This window comes from Thiorhodovibrio winogradskyi (assembly GCF_036208045.1).
GTDB classification, from domain to species: Bacteria; Pseudomonadota; Gammaproteobacteria; order Chromatiales; family Chromatiaceae; genus Thiorhodovibrio; species Thiorhodovibrio winogradskyi.
In genome coordinates, this window is sequence record NZ_CP121472.1 from 1181906 (window position 1) to 1200904 (window position 18999).

Consider the following 18999-nt stretch of genomic DNA (forward strand, 5'->3'; position numbering starts at 1 on the left):
TGCAGAAGTGGTGCCAATGTCTCATCCTCGGGTTGTCACTTGGTCCCGCTTACCCACCCCACCCCTGCCGCATCAAATTCTCGACATCACGGCGGGCCAGCACGGTCGGCAGTCGCGACATTTGGCAGCACGGGCGGCATCGCTCGGTTTAATGTTGTCGTTGTAGCGCAGGTCAAAGCCGGTGGCCTGGCGGTGCTCCGCGATGTACTGGTCCATCTTCTCGCCCAGGGTTTCGAGGTCGTCGATCCAGTCGTCGCGGATGGTGTCGGGCAGGCCGCCGACAGTGATTTTTCAGCTCGTCAAACGGATTTTCGGCATCGGCGCGGTGGCGATAGAGCTGAGCGACGGTGAGGATCTCATTGGCGAGTGAAGTGATAAACAAGTCGTGCTCATAGACCACCTTCTCCTCGGTCAATTCAGCGAAGCTCAGCTGCAGTTGATCGGAATTGCGCTCATCGACGACGCCGACGTCGGTCTTGATCCGTCGGCGCAACACGATGGCACGGCGGTGGTGGCCCCAGCCCTGCAAGCGCAGCGGAGTTTCCGCGCCTTGGCAACCGTCGCCGGCATCGCACCAGTCTACCTCGCGCATCAGTCGCTCGATGCTTTGCTTGACGCCCTTGGTCATGCGAGGCTTAAACAGGAATGGCACACCTTCCTGCTCGGCACGCGCCCCGATTCCAAAGAGGGGTTGACCTCGGTGCCCAGTCGCGATCCCCCCGGATCAGCGATGGCCATCATGCGCGAGGCAACCGACCCAGGAGTTCCCACAAGCCAGGTGCGCTGTATTTCGAGTTACTTTCGTTGCCTGGTTTGACCTCGACCTCCAACACCAAGCGCAAACCGGCAATGAAATAGGTGTGGTAGGTATGCGATGGGCGGCCAGGCTTGTGTGGGTTATAGCCTTTAACCGCCCGTTCCTGATGACCCCTGCTTGAGATCAGGGGAGGGGCTTGACGGCCACATCAGCATTAAGAATCCAAGGCTCGCGCAGGCAGGCCTCGACCTCGTCGGCCAGGTGGCTGTCATTGCCAGACAGGATCAGGACATTGTTTGTTTCCTGCTGGAATTCGTAGAAGCTGCGAATCGCCTCGGGCGGGGTGCGCCCATCCGGCTGCACCACCAGCGGGATGCGATTGCCGGAGAGCTTCACCTCGTCCAGTTGGGGCATGATCTGGACGTCTTGGTAGGCGGCGCGCGAGTGGCTCTGCGACTGAAACAGGCCGGTGAGGCGTCACAGTCAAGCCGCCTCGATTTTGGGCGGCGGCGCTTGTCGGGCATCGCGCTTGATGCGCCGGCCAAGATTTTCGGTTTCTTTGAAATAAAACTGCTCGTTCTCGCGGTGCAGGTACCAGGCGCGTTTGCGCAGGCGTTCGAGTCCGGCCAGGAATTCATCGGCCTTGGGGTGCGGGGCGACCAGGTATTCGATGATGTCTTCTTGCGTCAGACCGCTGCGGGCGCCGACGGCTCGCGACAGCGAGGCCGAGAGCACCAACTTGGCGACCTGACCGGCGGCATCGCAGCCGAGATCGGCGTCGATTTCCTCAGCGCGCGCGTTGCCATGGTCGGCGATGTCGTTGACCAGGGCGGGCAGGAGCGCGGCGTTGAAGCGCTGGATCTCGTCACCCATCTCGACAGCGTTCAGATTGAGATGCTGGGTGCCGATCAGGAAGACATCGTTGGTGTCGCGCATCCAGACGCTGCGCAGCAAGCGGGCGGTGAATTGCATTAGGCCGCGGGTCTGGCGAAAGCCCTCGTTTTCCTTGAACAAGGCTCACCCGGCCAGGCGCAACAGCCCCTCGCGAAACTGACCTTCCATGTCCTGGGTGACACTGACGTATACTGTTGTACAGGCCCATGATCGACGGTCAATGGTGAAAATCCGTGCCCTCCAGCCCGAACTGCCAGCCAGCTCACTCCAACCCTCCTGGCGTGCGCGGCACGCTCCTGGTCGCCTGTTGCGCGCTGCTTACTGCCTGCGCCAGCCCGGTTCCCGTGGCGATTCGCGACCCCGTGCAGCCTAGTATCCAGCTCGGCGAGGTGCAACAGACGCCAGAGGTCTTTATTGGTCGGTCGGCACGTTGGGGCGGGCGCATTCTCAAAGTCAACAATGGCGCCAACAAAACCCGCGTCATCGTCCTCGCAAGCCAGCTTGGGCAGGATGGACGCCCCAGCGAGGGATCTCCCTCAACCGGGCGCTTCATCGCGGAATTCCAGGGTTTTATCGACCCCACCCTGTATCCAGCCAAGCGTTTGTTGACGGTGGCCGGTCCTATCATCGCCGTCGAGCCCCATGCCATCGGCGACTACTCCTATCCCTACCCGGTGGTCGCGGCGCTGACAGCCTACCTCTGGCCCGTGCCCGATCCTGTGGTCATTAGTTATCCCTACGGCCACGGCTGGTGGGGGCCGGGGTTCGATCCTTTTGGCGGCCCTTGGTGTTGTGGTCCCCGCTGGTACCCTACAGGCTTCGGTTATGGCATCTGGTAAGAGATCCAAGCAGTCAAGCCTGGCCGGCATCGGCTCGAGCGGGCATTCTTTACCTCTTGGAATGCTACCCGCAGGGGTTTTGCTGGCAGGGATTTTGCTGACAGGAATCATCCTCGGCGGCTGTGCCAGCAATGGCGGACATTGTCCAGCCACTGTCGACAATCCCTACCCATCGCCGGCGGCCATGCAGGGGTTGCCACCCGAGACCCTGCCGCTCGGAGAACATTTCACCTGGGCTGGCATCCTGATCGAAACCCGTCATCTGGCCAAGGCAACCGAGCTCGACATCAGTGCAAGACCGCTCGACACCTTTTGCCGGATCCAAGGCAATGCCCCGGCGCTCGGACGTTTTCGGGTGCGCTACCCAGGCTATGTTGAAACCGCACACCTTCTCCCAGGTCAACCGCTGCGCGTCTCCGGGCGCCTCGCCTCGGTGGAAACCCGCGCTGACGCGGGCGAGCGGATTCCGTTGATAACGCAAGCAAACCTTGACCTCCTTTCCCTCGCGGATCAGGTCCGCCACCGTCCCCGCATCGGCATCAGCATCGGCGCCGGTTCCGGCTGGAGCGGCGGCGGCATCGGCATCAGCTTTTAATGCGCGCCCGAGACGCCCTCAAAGTTCCCGGCAACTCTCCAGCACGACAGGCGCGCTGGTCGCACCTCTACGCGAGCCGGTGGCCTCCATTTTTTCGACCACTTCCATGCCGCTGATCACCTCACCAAAAACCACATGCCTGCCATCCAACCAAGAGGTAGGCGCGACAGTGATGAAGAACTGCGACCCATTGGAGTCACGTCCGGAATTGGCCATGGACAGCAATCCAGGCTTGCTGTGCTTGAGCTTGAAATTCTCATCATCGAACTTGCGACCATAAATCGACTTGCCACCGCTGCCGTTGCCACGCGTGAAGTCGCCGCCCTGGATCATGAAGCCGGGAATGATCCGGTGGAAGGGGCTGCCGGCGTAGCTCAGATCCTCGCCCTTCTGTCCGGTGCAGAGCGCACGAAAATTCTCCGCCGTCTTGGGCACGGTATCGGCGAACAGCTCGAACGCAATGGTCCCAGCCGGCTCACCGCCGATACTCACATCCATGGCCACCTTCGGATTGGCCGCCGTCTCGCCCGCCTGCTCAGTGTCGTCCTCGGCAAAGGCCAGCCCGATCGCCAAGCTCGAGGCTGCAAGAAAAATCAGCGAAGGCTTTATGATTGTGATCGTCATGGGGATTTCGTCTCCTGCAACAAGGTTGAAAAGGATGATGAAGAATGAAAAATGAAAAGAACCTTGATTCCCAACGCGTGCCGGCGCGCCATTGTCGAAGCACGGCTGCGGTTTGGCAATCTGGATCCTCCCGAGGTGGACCCCGGATGCACCCTCGTCATTGGGGCGTCGCGCCCGGACACCTTACATCAAGGCTTAGTCACTCAGCCAAGCATCAACCAATGCTGTGGACTAGCAACTCCAAAATTGGGTGTCTTATTCGCTGTAGAAGCGGCTTCCAGCCGCTTCATGACGCGCCAAAATGGCGCGTCTACTGATGACAGAGCCAATCACCAGGCGCTGGAAAACGAAATTTGGAATTGCTGAGGCTGGACGCGCGATAGGATTGCACCGATCATTGGCACATCAGTCTCATCCACGGAGTCATCCCATGCCTGAGCCACTTCTCATTGGCAAAAGTCTGATTGGCGATAGCGAGCATGTCATCTGGCTGCGCCCGGACAAGGCTAACCGCCATGGCTTGATCGCGGGGGCCACCGGCACCGGCAAGACCGTCACCCTGCAGGCCCTTGCCGAGCAATTCAGCCGCATCGGCGTGCCAGTGTTCATGGCCGATGTTAAAGGCGATCTCGCCGGCATCAGCCAGGCGGGCGGCGACAATACCAAGGTCGCCGAGCGGGTGCGCGAGCTAGACTTGGAAGCACTGGGTTTTCGCTATGACCACAACCCGGTCAGCTTTTGGGACATCGGCGGCTCGCTCGGGCATCCCGCGCGCACCACCGTGAGCGAAATGGGCCCCATGCTGCTCGCGCGCCTGCTGGGGCTGAATGACACCCAGGAGGGTGTGCTCAACATTTGCTTTCATCTCGCCGATGAACAAGGCCTTCTGCTGCTAGACCTCAAGGACCTGCGCGCGATTTTGAATTTCGCCTCCGAGCAGGCCGATGCACTGCGCACCACCGTTGGTCATGTGTCCCAGGCCTCGGTCGGCGCTATCCTGCGACGGCTGCTGCGGCTCGAACAGGCTGGCGCCGAGGCGCTGTTTGGCGAGCCGGCGCTGGACCTGGCCGATCTAATGCAGACAGATATCGACGGGCGGGGAGTGGTCAATATCCTGGTTGCCGAGACGCTGATTCACAATCGTACCCTTTATGCCAGCTTTCTGTTGTGGTTGCTCTCGGAGTTGTTCGAACAACTGCCCGAGGTGGGCGATCCGGATAAGCCGAAGTTTGTGCTCTTTTTCGACGAGGCGCATTTGCTGTTCGACGACGCGCCCGAGGTCTTGGTCGAGCGAATCGAGCAAGTGGTGCGGCTGATTCGTTCCAAGGGGGTTGGGGTGTATTTCGTGACCCAAAACCCGCTGGATATTCCAGACACAGTGCTCGGTCAACTTGGTAACCGGGTGCAACACGCGCTGCGCGCCTTCACCCCGCGCGACCAAAAAGCCGTGCGCGCGGCGGCCCAGACCTTCCGCCAAAACCCGGCCATTGACACCGAAAGCGCCATCACCTCGCTTGGCGTCGGCGAGGCACTGGTCTCGGTGTTGGATGATGATGGCATTCCCACCCCGGTCGAGCGGGCATTGATCGCCCCGCCCGGCAGCCGCCTTGGCCCAATCAGCGCCGAGGAGCGCAGCGTGCTAATGCGTCAGTCGCTGGTCAGTGGTGTGTATGACCAGGCCATCGACCGCGTCTCGGCCTATGAAAGCCTCAAGGCCATGGCCGAGCAGGCCGCCAGGGCCGCCGAGCAGCGTGGGGATGAGCCACCGCCGCCCACAACCAGGCAATCGCGTGGCACAAGCCGCTCGAGCAGCCGCCAAACCCCCATGGAGGCAATGTTAAAGAGCACCCTGCGCTCAGTCGGCAGCCAGCTTGGTCGGCAACTGGTGCGCGGCGCCATGGGCTCGCTCTTTGGCGGCAGCAGGCGGCGCTGATCGGCGCTTGGATTAGAGCTGGGTAGAGTGGAAAGCATCTGAGTGGTGACGTTCGCACTACTAACCTTAAAGCCCTTGACGGAAACTGGCGCTGGCGCGCTCGCCCGGTCAGCTACTAGAGCGGTATTTGGCCGGAGGTCAGTAAGCTAATTCCAACCTTTGGGCTAGCCAATTTTCGTGCGACATATGGCTTGATGTCTTCAACTCTGTCGATGGGACAAGCTAGCTGGTACTGTTGCTCGGTTGGCTGCGGTTTGTTTGCACCAACGGCATGATCATTGGCGAGACCAAGCAGGAGTTCCGCGACATCCATGACCAGCATCTGAACCTGAACAAAATTCCTCCCGCGATCAGGGTTGACATGGGCATGGTCGTGCAGGACATCGGGCGCCTGATCTGTGGCAACTGACAGAAGTGTCCGCTGAGCACGTGACCGCTTGGGCCAATGGGCCGCTCTCTCAGGATTGGGGTAATAAAGCCGCCTGTCGCGTCTTGCGCGTCTGCCAGTCTGGCGAGGACGGCAAGATTGTTGATCTCTTCGCGAAAGGCGTGGCGAGCGAAAAACCTTGGGTGCCGGAGTTGAAGGTGCCAGGAGCGCCGAATCCGGCGCGCACGCTCTATGATGTCAGCCAAGTCCTATACTAAGTGGCTGAGAAGCGCTCCAACCCTGAAGACCGGCGAGACTGGCAGGGGCGGATTCCGGGCTTGGGTCATACACATAAGGTGTCCTGAACTTATCTGCTCGGCCTGCCTGCAAACGACTTAGCGGGAGCCGGAGCAGGTTCCCCGCTTGCGCGCAAAGCGTTCATTACCTTGAGTTGCCCGTTGCTGTGACATCGTTCAATTGGCGCTTGCAGCAGCAATTCCAAATTTCGTTATCCAGCGCCCGATTGTTGGCCCGTTTATCTTCACCAGATGAAACACCCAATTTTGGAATTGCTGGGATACTTGACAATGCTCCCGAAGATGCAAAATTCTCATCTATGATGTCCAGTTATTTCATGCGTGCCCGCAAACCGGATTCGCGCAGTGCCATGCGGGGACTGATCGCGCAGGCGCGTTTCTTGCTTGCGCGGGCGCGCCTGGATGATCTGGACTGTGATGGCGATTGCGGTGATTGCATCATCAAGCGAGTCGAACACTTCGAGCAGACACTGGCTGATTGGGATGCGCGCCTTGCGCAGGGGATCCAGCCGACGCTTGGCGATGTCCATGACCTGGCTCGCGCTGCATGGGCGCTGGCCGGGATTCTGCTCCGCTCCGGATTTCTCAGCGAAGCAGATTTACCGGCGAGGCCCGGGTTTTCCAGTCCTCCCGCGAATTCCGTCCGAGCGGGCTGGGAATCTCCCTGACCCACAGCTGTAAGTATCCCTATGGGTGCCCATGCAGGCGACCCATGCAGCACAAACGGATGCCAAAAAATGGTTGAATTGCAAACACTGGTTGACTACTGTGCTGATATTCTCGCCATTGAGCAGTTTCAGGATTACTGTCCAAATGGGCTGCAGGTCGAGGGTCGGGCGCGCGTGGGGCGCATTGTCACGGGCGTGACGGCCAGTCAGGCGCTCATTGATGCCGCCGCGGAGGATAGGGCCGATGCCCTGTTTGTGCATCATGGGTTTTTCTGGAAAGGGGAAGACCCCTGCGTGGTTGGTATCAAGGGCCGCCGGATCAAGGCGCTGCATGCGGCCGGGCTCTCCCTGCTCGCCTATCACCTGCCGCTGGATGCTCACGTTGAGCTTGGCAACAATCGTGGCCTCGCGCAATTACTGAGCATTGAGCAACCGCGGCCGGTTTCGGCTGCGCAACCCTTGCTGTGGCGCGGGCATCTGGCGGCCGCGGAGTCGCCGCGGCAGTTTGCCGCGCGCATTGCCCAGGCGCTCGGACGGTTGCCATTGCACATTCCCGCCTCCGAACGACCAATTCGCATGTTGGCCTGGTGCACTGGGGGTGGTCAGCGCTACCTTGAACAGGCAGCGAGCCTGGGAGTGGATGCCTTTTTAAGCGGTGAGATTTCTGAGTCGACCACGCACCAGGCGCGCGAGTCCGGGGTGGATTATTTCGCCATCGGTCATCATGCCTCCGAGCGTGCGGGGATTCGGGCGCTTGGCGAGCATTTGAGCCAGCGCTTTGCAATAGGGCATCGTTTCATTGATATTGACAACCCTGCTTGATCGATACCTCTGGTGTGGGATTCCTGGGGCCTGGCTTCATTGAAACCAGTCGATCCGGTTAATCAGTGTCCCGGGATCCTGATATGGGATGCGCGGTGGTAAATCCGATCAAACTCCAGGGGTATTTGCGGAATGTCGTGGCCGGGTCTTGGCTCAGCAGCATTTAATGCCGGGGTGATCGGACCTCGCGGAGCCACCGGGATTGCTCCGGTACCTGAGCAGCTGGCCCAGTTTCAGTCTGATCGTAGCCCGGCTCCAAACCGGTTCCAGTCCGGTTCCAGCCAGGATCCCGCTTGGACTCAGGCTGGGCCCCGGGTTGGCTGCAGTCGGTTTGGCCGCGGCATGCGTTGGGTCTGGCGTCAGAGACCGCACAAACGCGGGTTAAGCCCCGTATCTGCGTCAAAATCTTGCCAGCGGCTTGACCGCCATGGCAATGATCGGCCAGAATGCGCGATCTTTTGTGAAGTGCTTCGCGATATTCTTATTTTCCTTTTTCTTTCGATACTGTGCGAACGCCTCCGGTCCGAGGCGTCGTCCGGACGAGCCTACGGGGGTCTTTTGATCAAATGAGCGCACAAGGCGTTAATAAGACGCGGCGGCGGGTCCTCGTCGCCGCCACGAGCGTCGTCGGTGCCGTTGGCGCTGGCTTCGTCGCTGTACCCTTTATCGCGTCGATGAATCCAAGCGCCAAGGCGCGTGCGGCTGGCGCGCCTGTCAAGGCAGACATCAGCAAACTCGAGCCCGGCGCGTTGCTGCGGGTCAAGTTCCGCGGCCAGCCGATCTGGGTGGTGAATCGCACGCCCGAGATGCTGGAGAATCTGCCCACGCTTGACGCGAAACTGGTCGATCCGCAATCGACCGTGCCGCAACAGCCTGAGTATTGCCAGAATCCAACTCGGTCGATCAAGCCGAATTATTTTGTCGCCATTGGCATCTGTACTCACCTCGGCTGTTCACCGACCTACCGGCCGGAGCTGGCACCCGATGATCTGGGTGCGGAATGGAAAGGCGGCTGGTTCTGTCCCTGCCACGGGTCAAAGTTTGACCTTGCCGGTCGCGTTTACAAGGGCGTACCGGCTCCGACCAACCTGGTCATCCCAAAACATACCTATCTGACTGATACCACCATCCTGGTGGGTGAGGATGGAGGACAGGCTTAATGAGTGCTGAACACGCGCAACCCAGCGGTCTTCTTGGGTGGTTCGACAAGCGCTTCCCAATTCTGAGCGTCTGGAACGACCACATGGCGCGCTACTACGCGCCAAAAAACCTAAACTTCTGGTCTTTTTTCGGTGTGTTGGCCATCACGGTGCTCGTGCTGCAGATCGTCACCGGTATCTGGCTGGCAATGAACTACAAGCCCTCGGCTGAAGATGCCTTCGCCTCGGTTGAGTACATCATGCGCGATGTCGACTGGGGCTGGCTGATCCGCTACCTGCACTCCACGGGTGCATCGGCCTTTTTCATCGTCATCTACCTGCACATGTTCCGCGGGCTGATGTGGGGTTCCTACCGTAAACCGCGAGAATTGCTGTGGATTATCGGTGTGGTGATTTACCTGGCGATGATGGCGACGGCTTTCTTTGGCTACCTGCTGCCATGGGGACAGATGTCCTACTGGGGCGCGCAGGTCATCGTCAACCTATTCGCCGCCGTGCCAGAAGTGGGCGAGGAACTCTCCACCTGGGTGCGTGGTGACTATGTTATCTCGGATGCGACCCTGAATCGCTTCTTTGCCTTCCATTTTCTGATTCCTTTCCTGCTGGCGGCCCTGGTGTTCATCCACATCGTCGCGCTGCACCATGTTGGGTCCAACAACCCGGATGGGATCGAAATCAAGGAAAAGAAAGACGAAAATGGCATTCCGCTCGACGGCATTCCTTTCCATCCGTATTACACGGTCAAGGATCTGGTTGGTGTGGTGGTCTTTTTGGCGCTCTTCTCCATGGTGGTCTTTTTCGCGCCGGACTTTGGTGGTCTCTTCCTCGAGGCGCCCAACTTCCAGCCCGCGGACCCCTTCAAAACGCCCGAGCACATTGCTCCGGTCTGGTACTTCACGCCCTTCTACGCCATGCTGCGCGCGGTGCCGCCCATCGGGGGTTCGCAGTTCCCTGGCGTGCTGGTGATGTTTGGCGCCATCGCGATCCTCTTCCTGCTGCCCTGGCTGGATCGCAGCCCGGTGAAGTCCATGCGCTATAAAGGCCCGATTTCCAGGTTCATGCTGGGTGCCTTCGTGGTCTCCTTTGTGGTGCTGGCCTACCTCGGGCTCAAGCCATCGAGTGACCTCTACACGCTACTGGCGCAGATATTCACCGTGGTTTACTTCTCGTTTTTCATTCTGATGCCAATCTACAGCAAGCTCGATAAGGTTAAGCCGGTGCCGGAGAGGGTAACCTCATGAGAAAGAGTCTATTTGCAATTTTGCTGATCGCCACGCCTCTGCTGGCCCCTGCCTTGGTCATGGCCTCTGGTGGGCATGGGCCAGAGCTGGAGCACTCGGGCATTGATCTGAAAGACAAGGCTTCGCTGCAGCGCGGCGCCAAGTATTACGTGAATTATTGCCAGGGCTGTCATTCACTCCAGTACTCCCGGTATAACCGGGTCGCGGCGGATATCGGCATCACCGAGGCGCAACTCGAGAAGTTCCTCATCTTCGGTGACGCCAAATCCGGCGAACTGATGACCAACGCGCTGCGTCCCGAGGACGGAGAAAAATGGTTCGGAACGGCCATTCCCGATCTCACGCTGGCAACCCGTTGGCGCGAGCCGGACTGGGTCTATACCTACCTCAAGTCCTTCTATGTTGATGACTCCCGCCCTTATGGAGTCAACAACCTTGTGTTCCCCGATGTCGGCATGCCGCATGTGCTGGCCGGGCTGCAGGGGGTGCAGGAAGCAGTCTACAAGGGCGGCGGTCACGAGGACGACGGCCATATCGCCGGGCTGAAGCTAGTTGAGCCAGGCACGCTAACGCCAGAGGAATACGACAACATGGCGCGGGATATCACCAATTTCCTGACCTATGTCGGTGAACCGATGAAGCTCGAGCGCAGGCGGCTTGGCATTTACGTCCTCTTGTTTTTGGGTTTGATGTTCTTCTTGACCTACAACCTGAAAAAAGAGTACTGGAAAGACATTCATTAGAGGCGGTGCGATCCTTGGGTGATCCCCATTCGGTCAATCCCTGGCGCAGGGTGGGTCTATAACCATATGGGCTCACTCTGCCCGCCCCGAAGTGACCCCAATTTAGCCGGATCCATCAGGCGCGGGTAATCCCTCTGTTCTTTAGTCCGTCAACCTGCTCTTTTTCTGTGCTCCCCGGGGCTGGCATTCTGCCAAACCGGGTTGGCGTACTCCGGAAAGACCTGCTGATGTGTTGGTCTCTCCGCCACTTCTCCGCCGCAGTGTTCCCGCTAGGCGGTGCGCGGCCTCGATGAGGAAAGCTCGCCGTGGTCTCACCTCGACGTTCAGTAATGACTCTGTTTTCAGATCCCACCTGCCCCTATTGCCATCGGGTCCGCATGGTTCTGGCCGAAAAAAGAATGACGGTCGATATCCTTGATGTCGATGCATCCGACCTCCCGGAAGAGGTTCTCGATGCCAATCCTTATGCCTCAGTGCCAACCTTGGTAGACCGCGATCTGCGGCTGTACGAGTCGCGGATCATCATGGAGTACCTTGACGAGCGTTTTCCGCACCCTCCGCTCATGCCAATCGATCCGGTTGCTCGGGCCAATACTCGGATCTACATGTATCGGGTTGATCGCGACTGGTCCGTTTTGATGGCGCGCATCATGAAGGGTACTGCGGCTGAAGCCGCTGACGCGCGTAAACAGTTGCGCAATAGCCTTGTAACAACCTCGCCGGTGTTTGGTGCTCATGCGTTTTTTATGAGCCCGGAATTCTCTCTGGTGGACTGCTGTGTCGCGCCTCTCTTGTGGCGGCTGCCTGTGCTGGGTGTCGAACTTCCCCAGGCCGCGAATGCGGCCAAGGAATACGCGCGTCGCTTGTTTGACTGGCCCTCGTTCCAGGAAAGCCTGACTCAGGTTGAGCGTGATATGGTGGCGGATGCGCGTTGACAGTTCTGTGCGTTTCCGTTAAATGACAATTTTTGGGAAATTGATCCCCACGTCGCCCGTTGGTCGGGCCAATCTACCTTGGCTGTATGCTTGGTTTGGGCCCCGCGCGTTAGAACAACAGGGTTCAAATCCGGTTGTGTCGGCCCAGGCAGACACGGGAGGACTACAACATGCTATCTAACCGACCTTACCTGATACGGGCGCTGTTTGAGTGGATACTGGATAACGGCATGACGCCGCATTTGCTGGTGGATGCGATGCATCCAGGTGCCGATGTGCCGCGTAAGTTTGTTGAAGAGGGACGTATTGTTCTCAATATTGCCCCAACAGCGGTTAAAGATCTGCTGATTTCCAACGAGATGATCACCTTCTCAGCCCGGTTTGGAGGAGTTCCTTCGGCAGTCGCTTTGCCGCCAAGCGCCGTGCTCGGTATCTACGCGCGCGAAAATGGTCATGGCATGATCTTCCCGCAAGAAGATGAGCTTGAAAGCCGCGCATCGGGAGATCAAGAAGGGGCCAGTGTTGGTGGACAAGGAGGGAGAGACACCAAAGACGAGAAAAAATCCAAGCGCCCGGCTCTTCGCGTGGTGAAATAGACAGGCCCACACAGGGCGATGCGGTCCTGCTCAAGTTCGGAAAAAATCGACCCCGACTCTGCCCAAATAGCCCTGCCCAAATACGGTTCTGCCCAAATAACGTCAAAATAGCACCCAGACATCACCCAGACATCATCGAGAATCGCTCTCGCCAATGTGTCTTGGTATCCAATGCCTATTGGGTTTGGAATGCTGGCATGCCAGAAGCTAACCACCAGTTTGAAGTGTCTTCATCATAGCGCCAATGCTGGCGGTCGGCGAGAGTCTTGAGTTGCTGGCGATCTGTTAACACATATTCGATACGAACAAGTTGTTCGGCCTTGTTATCTTCGAGGATCACCGGTGCACGCACCACCTCATAACCAGTGACGCGAATATTCTCAAGCAGTTTGGATGGCTCTTCAGGACGCTTTTCTGGTGCGATAAATTGCAGTGCTGCATCATGGTAGCCCCAACGGATGGCTTGGCGGTAGCCACTGGTCGCGCTCTCAAGCAGCCGATGTTTTCGCTCCTCCTTGACTTGCATGCATCCATGCAGGGATGACAGTATCGCGAGACAAAGTACCAGGATCAAAGGGCGATGAGGGCGCATGATGTTGCGAATTTTCCGCGAGGTTGGATTGGCAAGGATTCAGCGGGCGAGTTTTGGCTTCTTTGTGTCAACCCGGGTTATTTTAACTCGGTTGCTTTGCCGTGAATCAACCGCTTTATTCTCCGGGTGGGCGCGTTGCGATGTGCATGACTCTGAAGCACATCGATTCTCGGGATTGGCAAAAGGCTTTCAGTCTAGCTATGGAACCCAACCCGCTGGCGTTCGTCAAGATCTCTTTTGTCAACTAGCGGGGATTTGCCGCGGGGCGCTGTTGCGCGCTGGGAGTTTGAAATGACGCTGGCGCGAGATTCAAGGGCTGCTGCCGGCGCTGGTGAAGAGCCTATGGAGACGCTGTCTGTTGGTGATGCGAGTGTGACTCTCCTCGGCACTGCCCATGTCTCGCGTGCCAGCGTTGAAAAAGTCAGGGAGCTTCTACGGGAGCCCGGTGCTTATGAGGCTGTGGCCGTGGAGCTCTGCCAGAGTCGGTATCAGGCACTGATTGACCCGGATGCCCTCGCGGAGCTTGATCTTTTTGCTGTCATTCGCCAAAAGCGAGCGCACATGGTTGCCGCGAACCTTGCCCTTTCCGCCTACCAGCAGCGCTTGGCGGACCAAATTGGTGTCGAACCAGGCGCTGAACAGCGGGAAGCGATCATGCTGGCGCGGCGCCTTGGGTTGCCTGTGCTGCTCATTGACCGAGAAATTGGTGTGACGCTCAGGCGAGCAGCCCGCAACATGGGCTTTTTCAAGCGGCTCAACTTGTTTGTCGGACTCGTTGCGGGTTTGCTCTCGCGTGATCAAGTCACCGAAGAGGACATTGAGGCGCTGAAGCAGGGAGATGTGCTCGAAACCGCATTCAGCGAGTTTGCCGAGAACCGTCAGGATTTGTTTGCGCCCCTGATCAGCGAACGGGACCAATTCATGGCCGCCCGGCTGCGCGAGGAAATCAGCCAACACCGGTATCCGCGGGTGCTTGCGGTCATAGGCGCGGGACATAGCAAGGGGGTGGCGCGCGAGCTTCGACAGCAGTCGCGTCCCGCGGATGAGCTCATCACCGAGCTGCAGTCGGTGCCACCTCCCGGCAAGCTTTGGCGCGCATTCCCCTGGCTGGTGGTTGTGATCATTGTTGGGCTTTTTGCTTACGGTTTCACACAGGGTCCCGATGTTGGCTGGAATGTGATTGGTGACTGGGTGCTCATCAATGGCGGACTATCCGCGTTCGGGGCCGCGCTGGCGGGTGCGCATCCGCTGACGGTCCTAGGCGCCTTTTGTGCCGCGCCCCTGACGTCGCTCAATCCCACCATTGGTGCTGGCATGGTGGCCGCTGGGATCGAGCTTGCGCTGCGCCGCCCGCGGGTTGGTGACTTCCATCGTCTGCGCGATGAGATCGCACGCTGGACGGGCTGGTGGCGTAACCGTGTGGCGCGTATTTTGTTGGTTTTTCTTTTCAGTACAATAGGTTCAGCCCTAGGTACCTATATCGCCGGTTTCCATTTGGTGGCACAGTTGTTTGGCTAGCCTTCTGCTTCGCTAATGACCAATATCCCGCAAACAAATGACGATAAGGATTGAGATGGTGGGTGCCAAATATGTTGTCGGAGGTCAGGCGCGCCCTGCGCAAGATGACCCTAAACAGCCGTGTCATTCGCGGGGATGGTGTCTCGCCGTCACCATGGGGATCGACTGACCATGTCTGTATCATCGGACCCACTGGATTATGCGGCTATCGCGCAGGAGGTCTTCCTCATAGAGGCAGAGGCCGTTGCTGGGCTCGCGGCCCATGTCGATGGGAGCTTCAGTGCCGCCGTGTCAGCCATTCTGGCAAGCACCGGTCGCACCATTGTTTGTGGCATGGGCAAGTCTGGCATTATTGGCAAGAAGGTTTCCGCGACCCTGGCCAGCACCGGTACCCCGTCATTTTTCATGCACCCGGCCGAGGCGTACCACGGTGACCTTGGGATGGTCGACGGCAATGATATTTTCATTGCGCTCTCGCATTCGGGAGAGACCGAGGAGTTGCTGCGTCTGCTGCCTTTTCTGCGGGACAATGGCAATTGCACCATTGCGCTGACAGGTAATACTCGTTCCACGCTTGCGCGTCAGGTTGATCATCATCTCTGGGTGCATGTGGCGCGAGAAGCTTGCCCCTTGCAGCTTGCGCCAACCGCCTCCACCACGGCGGCTTTAGCCATGGGTGACGCCCTAGCGGTCTCCCTGATGCGGGCGCGCGATTTTCAGACCCATCACTTCGCGCGCTTTCACCCCGGCGGAAACCTGGGACGGCGCATGCTTGCCTTGGTGCGCGATGAAATGCGCACCGATGACCTGCCCTTTATCAAACCGGACGCTATGGCCGCGGAGGTAGTGGCAACCATGAGCGGCGGTCGGCTGGGCCTTGCCATTGTCAGTCAGGATGGCGTCACTCCCTTGGGCGTGATTACCGACGGAGATCTGCGGCGCGCGCTCGAGACCAATCAGGAGCGTTTTTTTCAATCTCGAGCCGATGACATGATGACACCCAATCCCATGCTCATTGGCCCCGATAGCCGCATGAGCGCTGCAGTGGAGATCATGGCCGAACGGCGGATTACATCTCTGATTGTAGTGGATGATTCGGGCATTCTCGGCGTGGTTCAGAAATAACCCGGTTTTAGGTGTCTACTGGTCTCACTGGTCTCACTGGTCTCACTGGGATCACTGGGCTCACTGGGGGGGGAGAGACCATCGACGCCTGTGTTACCGCGGGGCTTGTAAAGTCAAAACATCATCGCGTTGCAGCAGTTCAACATGACGCAAAAAGGTCATGCCGAGTAGTACCTCATTGCCAGGCATGTTGGGCATGACTATCGCATGGATGTCCTTGGCGTGCAGCGCACCGATGGTGAGTTTGTCGATACGCGTGGTCCAGGTGTCAACAAGACCATTGGCCGTCTTACTGCGTCCACCCGGTCGCAATGGGAGTGTGAGTTCGCGCGCAAGATCAAGCGGCAGCGCGACGGCGCTCGCGCCGGTGTCGACCAGAAAAATGACAGGGCTCCCATTGATGGTACCTGGCGCGACATAATGGCCCAGGCGGTTGGGTTTGAGAACGACCCGCGCGCGCCCATCGCTGCTTGCCGTGACCCGCAGGTTTCGATTAGGGTTGTGCGCAGCCTCGATATACTGCTGGAAAAACAGTCCCAAGAGCCCGAGTCCACCAATCCAGGCAGCAAATAGCATGATCTGGCCCAGACGCGAGGGCAGGTCACGAAAACCGGGCTGTGGGTCTTGCATCGGTCGCTTCTGCTCCCAGTTTAAATCCAGTTCAAATCAGGATAACCCTATCAGCCGCAGGCACCTTTATGCGATTGTGGCTGTCTCAACTATACTTATGGCTTATGGGGCGTCACCACCCCGGAAGAGAAATCAGCTCTTTCATGGCGAGATTTGCCAGCATCAATCTTGCCAGCATCACTCTTGTTGACACTGCTCCCATGCTCGAGGTTGCACCTGCGTGTCGGTCGGCGTAAGTGGACCAGACCTAACCCGGATTGCCCAGATTTATGCTGATTTCCGGCCATCTTAACCTCCTTCCTCTTAACCGTCAGTGGGATCAGCCCTCGCTTGCGGAGCGTGAGGCCGCGCAGCCGGCGGCAACCCATCCGGCGGATGATAAAACCGAGCAAAGGCCCTTTACGCCGCGACCTGTGCTCGAGCCCGAGCAAGCCGAGCGCTTCAGCCGTCGTCACGCACGCTCCTCGGCTCTAGCGGTCGAGGAAAACAGCCCCAGGGCCCGCCAGGCACTTGATGCCTATCATGATGTGAGCACCAATCAGGAGCGCGAGTATGTGCGCGCTGTCTTCGGTGTGGACATCTACGTCTGACCTCTTGTTTCGGCGAACTTGCGTGTTTGTGTCTGACTCTGCCTGCAGATTGCGCGCCCATTCGGTATAGTGTGGCGATGAATCTGGCGAAGAAAACAGTGCTGATCGTCGATGATTTCCAGAATATGCGCAGCACGCTGCGGCAGATGCTGTTGTCGATCGGCTTTGAGCGAATCACGCCCGTGGCCACCGGTGAGGAGGCATTGGCGGCGCTGCGCGCCAAACGCTTCGATGTTGTTGTGTGCGACTACAATCTCGGTGACGGGATTGACGGCCAGCAATTGCTTGATCAGGCGCGCACCGAGGGCGTGATCAATCTTGCCACTGTTTTTGTGATGGTGACGGCCGAAAACTCCAACGAGATGGTGATGGGCGCACTCGAGTTCGCGCCCGATGCCTATGTCTCCAAGCCCTTTACCAAAGACCTGTTTCGCGTGCGTCTTGGGCGCGCGTTGCAGCGACGCGAGCCCCTAGCGCCAGTGGCGGCTGCTTTAGGCTCTCAGGGGCCAGTCGCGGCACTGGAGGCGCTTGAGGTGTTGCTTGGCAACAATCCACCCAATCGTCTTGATCTGCTGCGTATCCGCGCCGAGCTGGCACTATCCACGGGCAATCTTGATGCCGCCGAGGCCGCCTGTGCCGAGGCCATGGCCGGGAAACCTCTGGCCTGGGCACTAACGCGGCGTGGCGAGATTGCCGAAGCGAGAGGAGATACGGTTGCTGCCGAGACGCTGTATCGGGAATCGATCAAGCTGACGTCGCACTATATGGCGGCGCATGACCGCCTGGCCGCGCTTTGCGAACAGCAGGGTCGAGCGGAGGAAGCGCTCGAGGTGCTGGTGGCGGCACTGGAACGCTCGCCCAAGTCGTTACGTCGCCAGCGCGCTTTGGCACGGCTGGCAACCCGGTTGCAGCGCTATCAACTGGCTGAGCCGGCGTGGCGCCGCGCGATTCAAATCGCGCAGCAGATGGGGTTGCCAGACGCGGCTGATTATCTGGGTTTGATCAAGGTGCTGGTGGTGCGTGGTGACCTGCGTGAGGCGCGGCAGCGCACCAAGACCATGAGCCGGCGTTGTGCCGATGATAGACAGCTGGGTTACTGGGAACTTGCGGCCAGAGTGCTATGTTTGCAACTAAGTGATGGCGCGGAGCACAAATCTCTGCTACAAGAGCTTGATGGCCTGCTTGACAAGGCACCGCTGCCCAAACGCGTGGGCGCCGCGCTAGCCGATGCCGTGGCAAGCATTGGTGAGCTGGCGCGTTATCCGGCATTGGCAGCCTTGCGCGTAAAGGAGACTGACACATGAGCGAGCTTGATTTCAGTGCCGTGTTGGCCATTGGCATTCACGACATGAAAAATTCCCTGAACCGGGTGCTGAGCGCCGTTGATGCGTTATCCGGCTGCGAATGCGGCAAGGACGAGCAGGAGTCGCTCGCGCAGCTTCAGTACGAAGCGCGGCGGATGAAGGATAATCTAACCCTGTTGCTGACCATCTATCGCCACGACCACGGCATGTATGAGCCCAACTTTGCCGAGACCAATGTTTTTGAGCTCCTGGAGGATGCTTGGCTCAACAATAAACCAATGACGGAGCATTGCAAGTTATCCTTTGTCATTGACTGCGATGAACAACTGATCTGGACGCTTGATGACTACTTGGTCACATCTCTGATTGAAAACGTGCTAACTAACACAATCAAATATACCCGAGGAGCCATTCGCCTGAGCGCACGCGAGGACGGCAACTGGTTGTGCTTGAGCGTGGATGATGACGGTGCCGGCTTCCCTGCCGGAATGCTCGGGCGGCGACGCCTGCGGGATAGCGCCGAGCCTGACGCCAAGCTTGGCAGCACTGGCTTGGGGCTGCACTTCTGCGCCCTGGTCGCCGAGCGGCACCGCAGGTCCGATGGCTCTTGCGGGTTCATTGAGCTCAGCAACGCTGGTTCGCTGGGTGGTGGTCATTTTGAGCTGAAACTGCCAGCACTGGGGTAGGGCTTTCATCACAGATGTGGCAAGCCTGGCCCTGGTAACAAAGCCCTTGGCAGGCTAGGATTG

Annotated in this window: 24 protein-coding genes; 18 read left to right on the plus strand and 6 right to left on the minus strand. The window is 58.8% G+C overall.

Annotation, left to right across the window (positions count from 1 at the left end; genetic code table 11):
• Positions 1 to 172 precede the first annotated feature (172 nt).
• The 3 genes from Thiowin_RS05370 to Thiowin_RS05380 form a co-directional block, all read right to left on the minus strand.
• Positions 173 to 652 carry a hypothetical protein gene (locus Thiowin_RS05370; RefSeq protein WP_328986706.1) on the minus strand — a complete coding sequence of 160 codons (480 nt, stop codon included), beginning with the start codon at positions 650 to 652 and terminating at the stop codon, positions 173 to 175.
• Between the two features lie 288 nt (positions 653 to 940).
• Complete coding sequence (locus Thiowin_RS05375; protein ID WP_328986707.1) at positions 941 to 1171, minus strand: hypothetical protein; 231 nt, start codon at positions 1169 to 1171, stop codon at positions 941 to 943.
• Between the two features lie 69 nt (positions 1172 to 1240).
• Positions 1241 to 1729, minus strand: a complete 489-nt coding sequence (locus Thiowin_RS05380) for a hypothetical protein (RefSeq protein WP_328986708.1) — start codon at positions 1727 to 1729, stop codon at positions 1241 to 1243.
• A 155-nt stretch (positions 1730 to 1884) separates the two neighbouring features.
• Between Thiowin_RS05380 and Thiowin_RS05385 the strand changes: the two genes are divergently transcribed.
• Entirely contained in the window at positions 1885 to 2490 is a 606-nt protein-coding gene (locus Thiowin_RS05385) for a Slp family lipoprotein (protein WP_328986709.1), read from the plus strand.
• Between the two features lie 94 nt (positions 2491 to 2584).
• Positions 2585 to 3085: a Slp family lipoprotein gene (locus tag Thiowin_RS05390; protein WP_328986710.1), complete on the plus strand. Its 501-nt coding sequence runs from the start codon at positions 2585 to 2587 to the stop codon at positions 3083 to 3085.
• A gap of 18 nt (positions 3086 to 3103) precedes the next feature.
• Here the strand turns inward: Thiowin_RS05390 and Thiowin_RS05395 are convergent, their stop codons facing one another.
• Positions 3104 to 3709 carry a peptidylprolyl isomerase gene (locus tag Thiowin_RS05395; protein WP_328986711.1) on the minus strand — a complete coding sequence of 202 codons (606 nt, stop codon included), beginning with the start codon at positions 3707 to 3709 and terminating at the stop codon, positions 3104 to 3106.
• Positions 3710 to 3760: 51 nt separating this feature from the next.
• Between Thiowin_RS05395 and Thiowin_RS05400 the strand changes: the two genes are divergently transcribed.
• The 11 genes from Thiowin_RS05400 (at position 3761) to Thiowin_RS05450 (ending at position 12491) form a co-directional block, all read left to right on the plus strand.
• On the plus strand, positions 3761 to 4075 hold the full coding sequence (locus Thiowin_RS05400; protein ID WP_328986712.1) for a hypothetical protein: 315 nt from the start codon (positions 3761 to 3763) through the stop codon (positions 4073 to 4075).
• 64 nt (positions 4076 to 4139) lie between these two features.
• Entirely contained in the window at positions 4140 to 5642 is a 1503-nt protein-coding gene (locus Thiowin_RS05405; protein WP_328986713.1) for a helicase HerA-like domain-containing protein, read from the plus strand.
• Positions 5643 to 5877: 235 nt separating this feature from the next.
• Positions 5878 to 6051 carry a hypothetical protein gene (locus tag Thiowin_RS05410; RefSeq protein WP_328986714.1) on the plus strand — a complete coding sequence of 58 codons (174 nt, stop codon included), beginning with the start codon at positions 5878 to 5880 and terminating at the stop codon, positions 6049 to 6051.
• Between the two features lie 5 nt (positions 6052 to 6056).
• On the plus strand, positions 6057 to 6287 hold the full coding sequence (locus Thiowin_RS05415) for a hypothetical protein (protein WP_328986716.1): 231 nt from the start codon (positions 6057 to 6059) through the stop codon (positions 6285 to 6287).
• A 206-nt stretch (positions 6288 to 6493) separates the two neighbouring features.
• A complete protein-coding gene (locus tag Thiowin_RS05420) occupies positions 6494 to 6994 on the plus strand; it encodes a hypothetical protein (protein ID WP_328986718.1) in 501 nt (166 codons plus the stop codon).
• 69 nt (positions 6995 to 7063) lie between these two features.
• The gene (locus Thiowin_RS05425; protein ID WP_328986719.1) at positions 7064 to 7816 is read left to right on the plus strand and encodes a Nif3-like dinuclear metal center hexameric protein; all 753 of its coding nucleotides are present in this window, start codon (positions 7064 to 7066) and stop codon (positions 7814 to 7816) included.
• 566 nt (positions 7817 to 8382) lie between these two features.
• Entirely contained in the window at positions 8383 to 8976 is a 594-nt protein-coding gene (gene petA / locus Thiowin_RS05430; RefSeq protein WP_328986720.1) for a ubiquinol-cytochrome c reductase iron-sulfur subunit, read from the plus strand.
• Positions 8976 to 10217, plus strand: coding sequence for a cytochrome b (locus Thiowin_RS05435; protein ID WP_328986721.1), 1242 nt, complete (start codon positions 8976 to 8978; stop codon positions 10215 to 10217). The genes petA and Thiowin_RS05435 overlap by 1 nt, the downstream gene beginning before the upstream one ends.
• Positions 10214 to 10960 (plus strand): cytochrome c1, encoded by a 747-nt coding sequence (locus tag Thiowin_RS05440; protein WP_328986722.1) that lies wholly within the window; start codon positions 10214 to 10216, stop codon positions 10958 to 10960. Before Thiowin_RS05435 ends, Thiowin_RS05440 begins: the two co-directional genes overlap by 4 nt.
• Before the next feature lie 329 nt (positions 10961 to 11289).
• Positions 11290 to 11895, plus strand: a complete 606-nt coding sequence (locus tag Thiowin_RS05445) for a glutathione S-transferase N-terminal domain-containing protein (protein ID WP_328988011.1) — start codon at positions 11290 to 11292, stop codon at positions 11893 to 11895.
• A 170-nt stretch (positions 11896 to 12065) separates the two neighbouring features.
• Entirely contained in the window at positions 12066 to 12491 is a 426-nt protein-coding gene (locus tag Thiowin_RS05450; protein WP_328986723.1) for a ClpXP protease specificity-enhancing factor, read from the plus strand.
• Between the two features lie 175 nt (positions 12492 to 12666).
• On the opposite strand, the gene Thiowin_RS05455 is transcribed toward Thiowin_RS05450, so the two are convergent.
• Positions 12667 to 13017, minus strand: a complete 351-nt coding sequence (locus tag Thiowin_RS05455; RefSeq protein ID WP_328986724.1) for a hypothetical protein — start codon at positions 13015 to 13017, stop codon at positions 12667 to 12669.
• 357 nt (positions 13018 to 13374) lie between these two features.
• Between Thiowin_RS05455 and Thiowin_RS05460 the strand changes: the two genes are divergently transcribed.
• Together Thiowin_RS05460 and Thiowin_RS05465 are read left to right on the plus strand one after the other, a co-directional pair.
• Complete coding sequence (locus Thiowin_RS05460) at positions 13375 to 14601, plus strand: TraB/GumN family protein (protein WP_328986725.1); 1227 nt, start codon at positions 13375 to 13377, stop codon at positions 14599 to 14601.
• 171 nt (positions 14602 to 14772) lie between these two features.
• Positions 14773 to 15726, plus strand: a complete 954-nt coding sequence (locus Thiowin_RS05465) for a KpsF/GutQ family sugar-phosphate isomerase (RefSeq protein ID WP_328986726.1) — start codon at positions 14773 to 14775, stop codon at positions 15724 to 15726.
• A gap of 93 nt (positions 15727 to 15819) precedes the next feature.
• Here the strand turns inward: Thiowin_RS05465 and Thiowin_RS05470 are convergent, their stop codons facing one another.
• Positions 15820 to 16356 (minus strand): retropepsin-like aspartic protease family protein, encoded by a 537-nt coding sequence (locus Thiowin_RS05470; protein WP_328986727.1) that lies wholly within the window; start codon positions 16354 to 16356, stop codon positions 15820 to 15822.
• Between the two features lie 269 nt (positions 16357 to 16625).
• Here Thiowin_RS05470 and Thiowin_RS05475 point away from each other — a divergent pair, with 269 nt between their 5' ends.
• From Thiowin_RS05475 to Thiowin_RS05485, 3 genes are all read left to right on the plus strand, one after another.
• On the plus strand, positions 16626 to 16946 hold the full coding sequence (locus tag Thiowin_RS05475; protein WP_328986728.1) for an endoglucanase: 321 nt from the start codon (positions 16626 to 16628) through the stop codon (positions 16944 to 16946).
• A gap of 77 nt (positions 16947 to 17023) precedes the next feature.
• Positions 17024 to 18250 carry a response regulator gene (locus Thiowin_RS05480; RefSeq protein ID WP_328986729.1) on the plus strand — a complete coding sequence of 409 codons (1227 nt, stop codon included), beginning with the start codon at positions 17024 to 17026 and terminating at the stop codon, positions 18248 to 18250.
• On the plus strand, positions 18247 to 18936 hold the full coding sequence (locus tag Thiowin_RS05485) for a sensor histidine kinase (protein ID WP_328986730.1): 690 nt from the start codon (positions 18247 to 18249) through the stop codon (positions 18934 to 18936). Before Thiowin_RS05480 ends, Thiowin_RS05485 begins: the two co-directional genes overlap by 4 nt.
• Positions 18937 to 18999: the final 63 nt, after the last annotated feature.

Excerpts from the sequence above, each read along its gene's own strand:
- Thiowin_RS05425 (WP_328986719.1), top strand. The coding sequence starts at position 7,064 with ATGGTTGAATTGCAAACACTGGTTGACTACTGTGCTGATATTCTCGCC.
- Thiowin_RS05475 (WP_328986728.1), top strand. The coding sequence starts at position 16,626 with ATGCTGATTTCCGGCCATCTTAACCTCCTTCCTCTTAACCGTCAGTGG.
- Thiowin_RS05455 (WP_328986724.1), bottom strand. The coding sequence starts at position 13,017 with ATGCAAGTCAAGGAGGAGCGAAAACATCGGCTGCTTGAGAGCGCGACC.
- Thiowin_RS05400 (WP_328986712.1), top strand. The coding sequence starts at position 3,761 with ATGAAAAGAACCTTGATTCCCAACGCGTGCCGGCGCGCCATTGTCGAA.
- Thiowin_RS05445 (WP_328988011.1), top strand. The coding sequence starts at position 11,290 with ATGACTCTGTTTTCAGATCCCACCTGCCCCTATTGCCATCGGGTCCGC.
- Thiowin_RS05405 (WP_328986713.1), top strand. The coding sequence starts at position 4,140 with ATGCCTGAGCCACTTCTCATTGGCAAAAGTCTGATTGGCGATAGCGAG.
- Thiowin_RS05435 (WP_328986721.1), top strand. The coding sequence starts at position 8,976 with ATGAGTGCTGAACACGCGCAACCCAGCGGTCTTCTTGGGTGGTTCGAC.
- Thiowin_RS05450 (WP_328986723.1), top strand. The coding sequence starts at position 12,066 with ATGCTATCTAACCGACCTTACCTGATACGGGCGCTGTTTGAGTGGATA.
- Thiowin_RS05480 (WP_328986729.1), top strand. The coding sequence starts at position 17,024 with ATGAATCTGGCGAAGAAAACAGTGCTGATCGTCGATGATTTCCAGAAT.
- Thiowin_RS05465 (WP_328986726.1), top strand. The coding sequence starts at position 14,773 with ATGTCTGTATCATCGGACCCACTGGATTATGCGGCTATCGCGCAGGAG.
- Thiowin_RS05380 (WP_328986708.1), bottom strand. The coding sequence starts at position 1,729 with ATGCAATTCACCGCCCGCTTGCTGCGCAGCGTCTGGATGCGCGACACC.
- Thiowin_RS05375 (WP_328986707.1), bottom strand. The coding sequence starts at position 1,171 with ATGCCCCAACTGGACGAGGTGAAGCTCTCCGGCAATCGCATCCCGCTG.
- Thiowin_RS05485 (WP_328986730.1), top strand. The coding sequence starts at position 18,247 with ATGAGCGAGCTTGATTTCAGTGCCGTGTTGGCCATTGGCATTCACGAC.
- Thiowin_RS05440 (WP_328986722.1), top strand. The coding sequence starts at position 10,214 with ATGAGAAAGAGTCTATTTGCAATTTTGCTGATCGCCACGCCTCTGCTG.
- petA (WP_328986720.1), top strand. The coding sequence starts at position 8,383 with ATGAGCGCACAAGGCGTTAATAAGACGCGGCGGCGGGTCCTCGTCGCC.
- Thiowin_RS05395 (WP_328986711.1), bottom strand. The coding sequence starts at position 3,709 with ATGACGATCACAATCATAAAGCCTTCGCTGATTTTTCTTGCAGCCTCG.
- Thiowin_RS05460 (WP_328986725.1), top strand. The coding sequence starts at position 13,375 with ATGACGCTGGCGCGAGATTCAAGGGCTGCTGCCGGCGCTGGTGAAGAG.
- Thiowin_RS05470 (WP_328986727.1), bottom strand. The coding sequence starts at position 16,356 with ATGCAAGACCCACAGCCCGGTTTTCGTGACCTGCCCTCGCGTCTGGGC.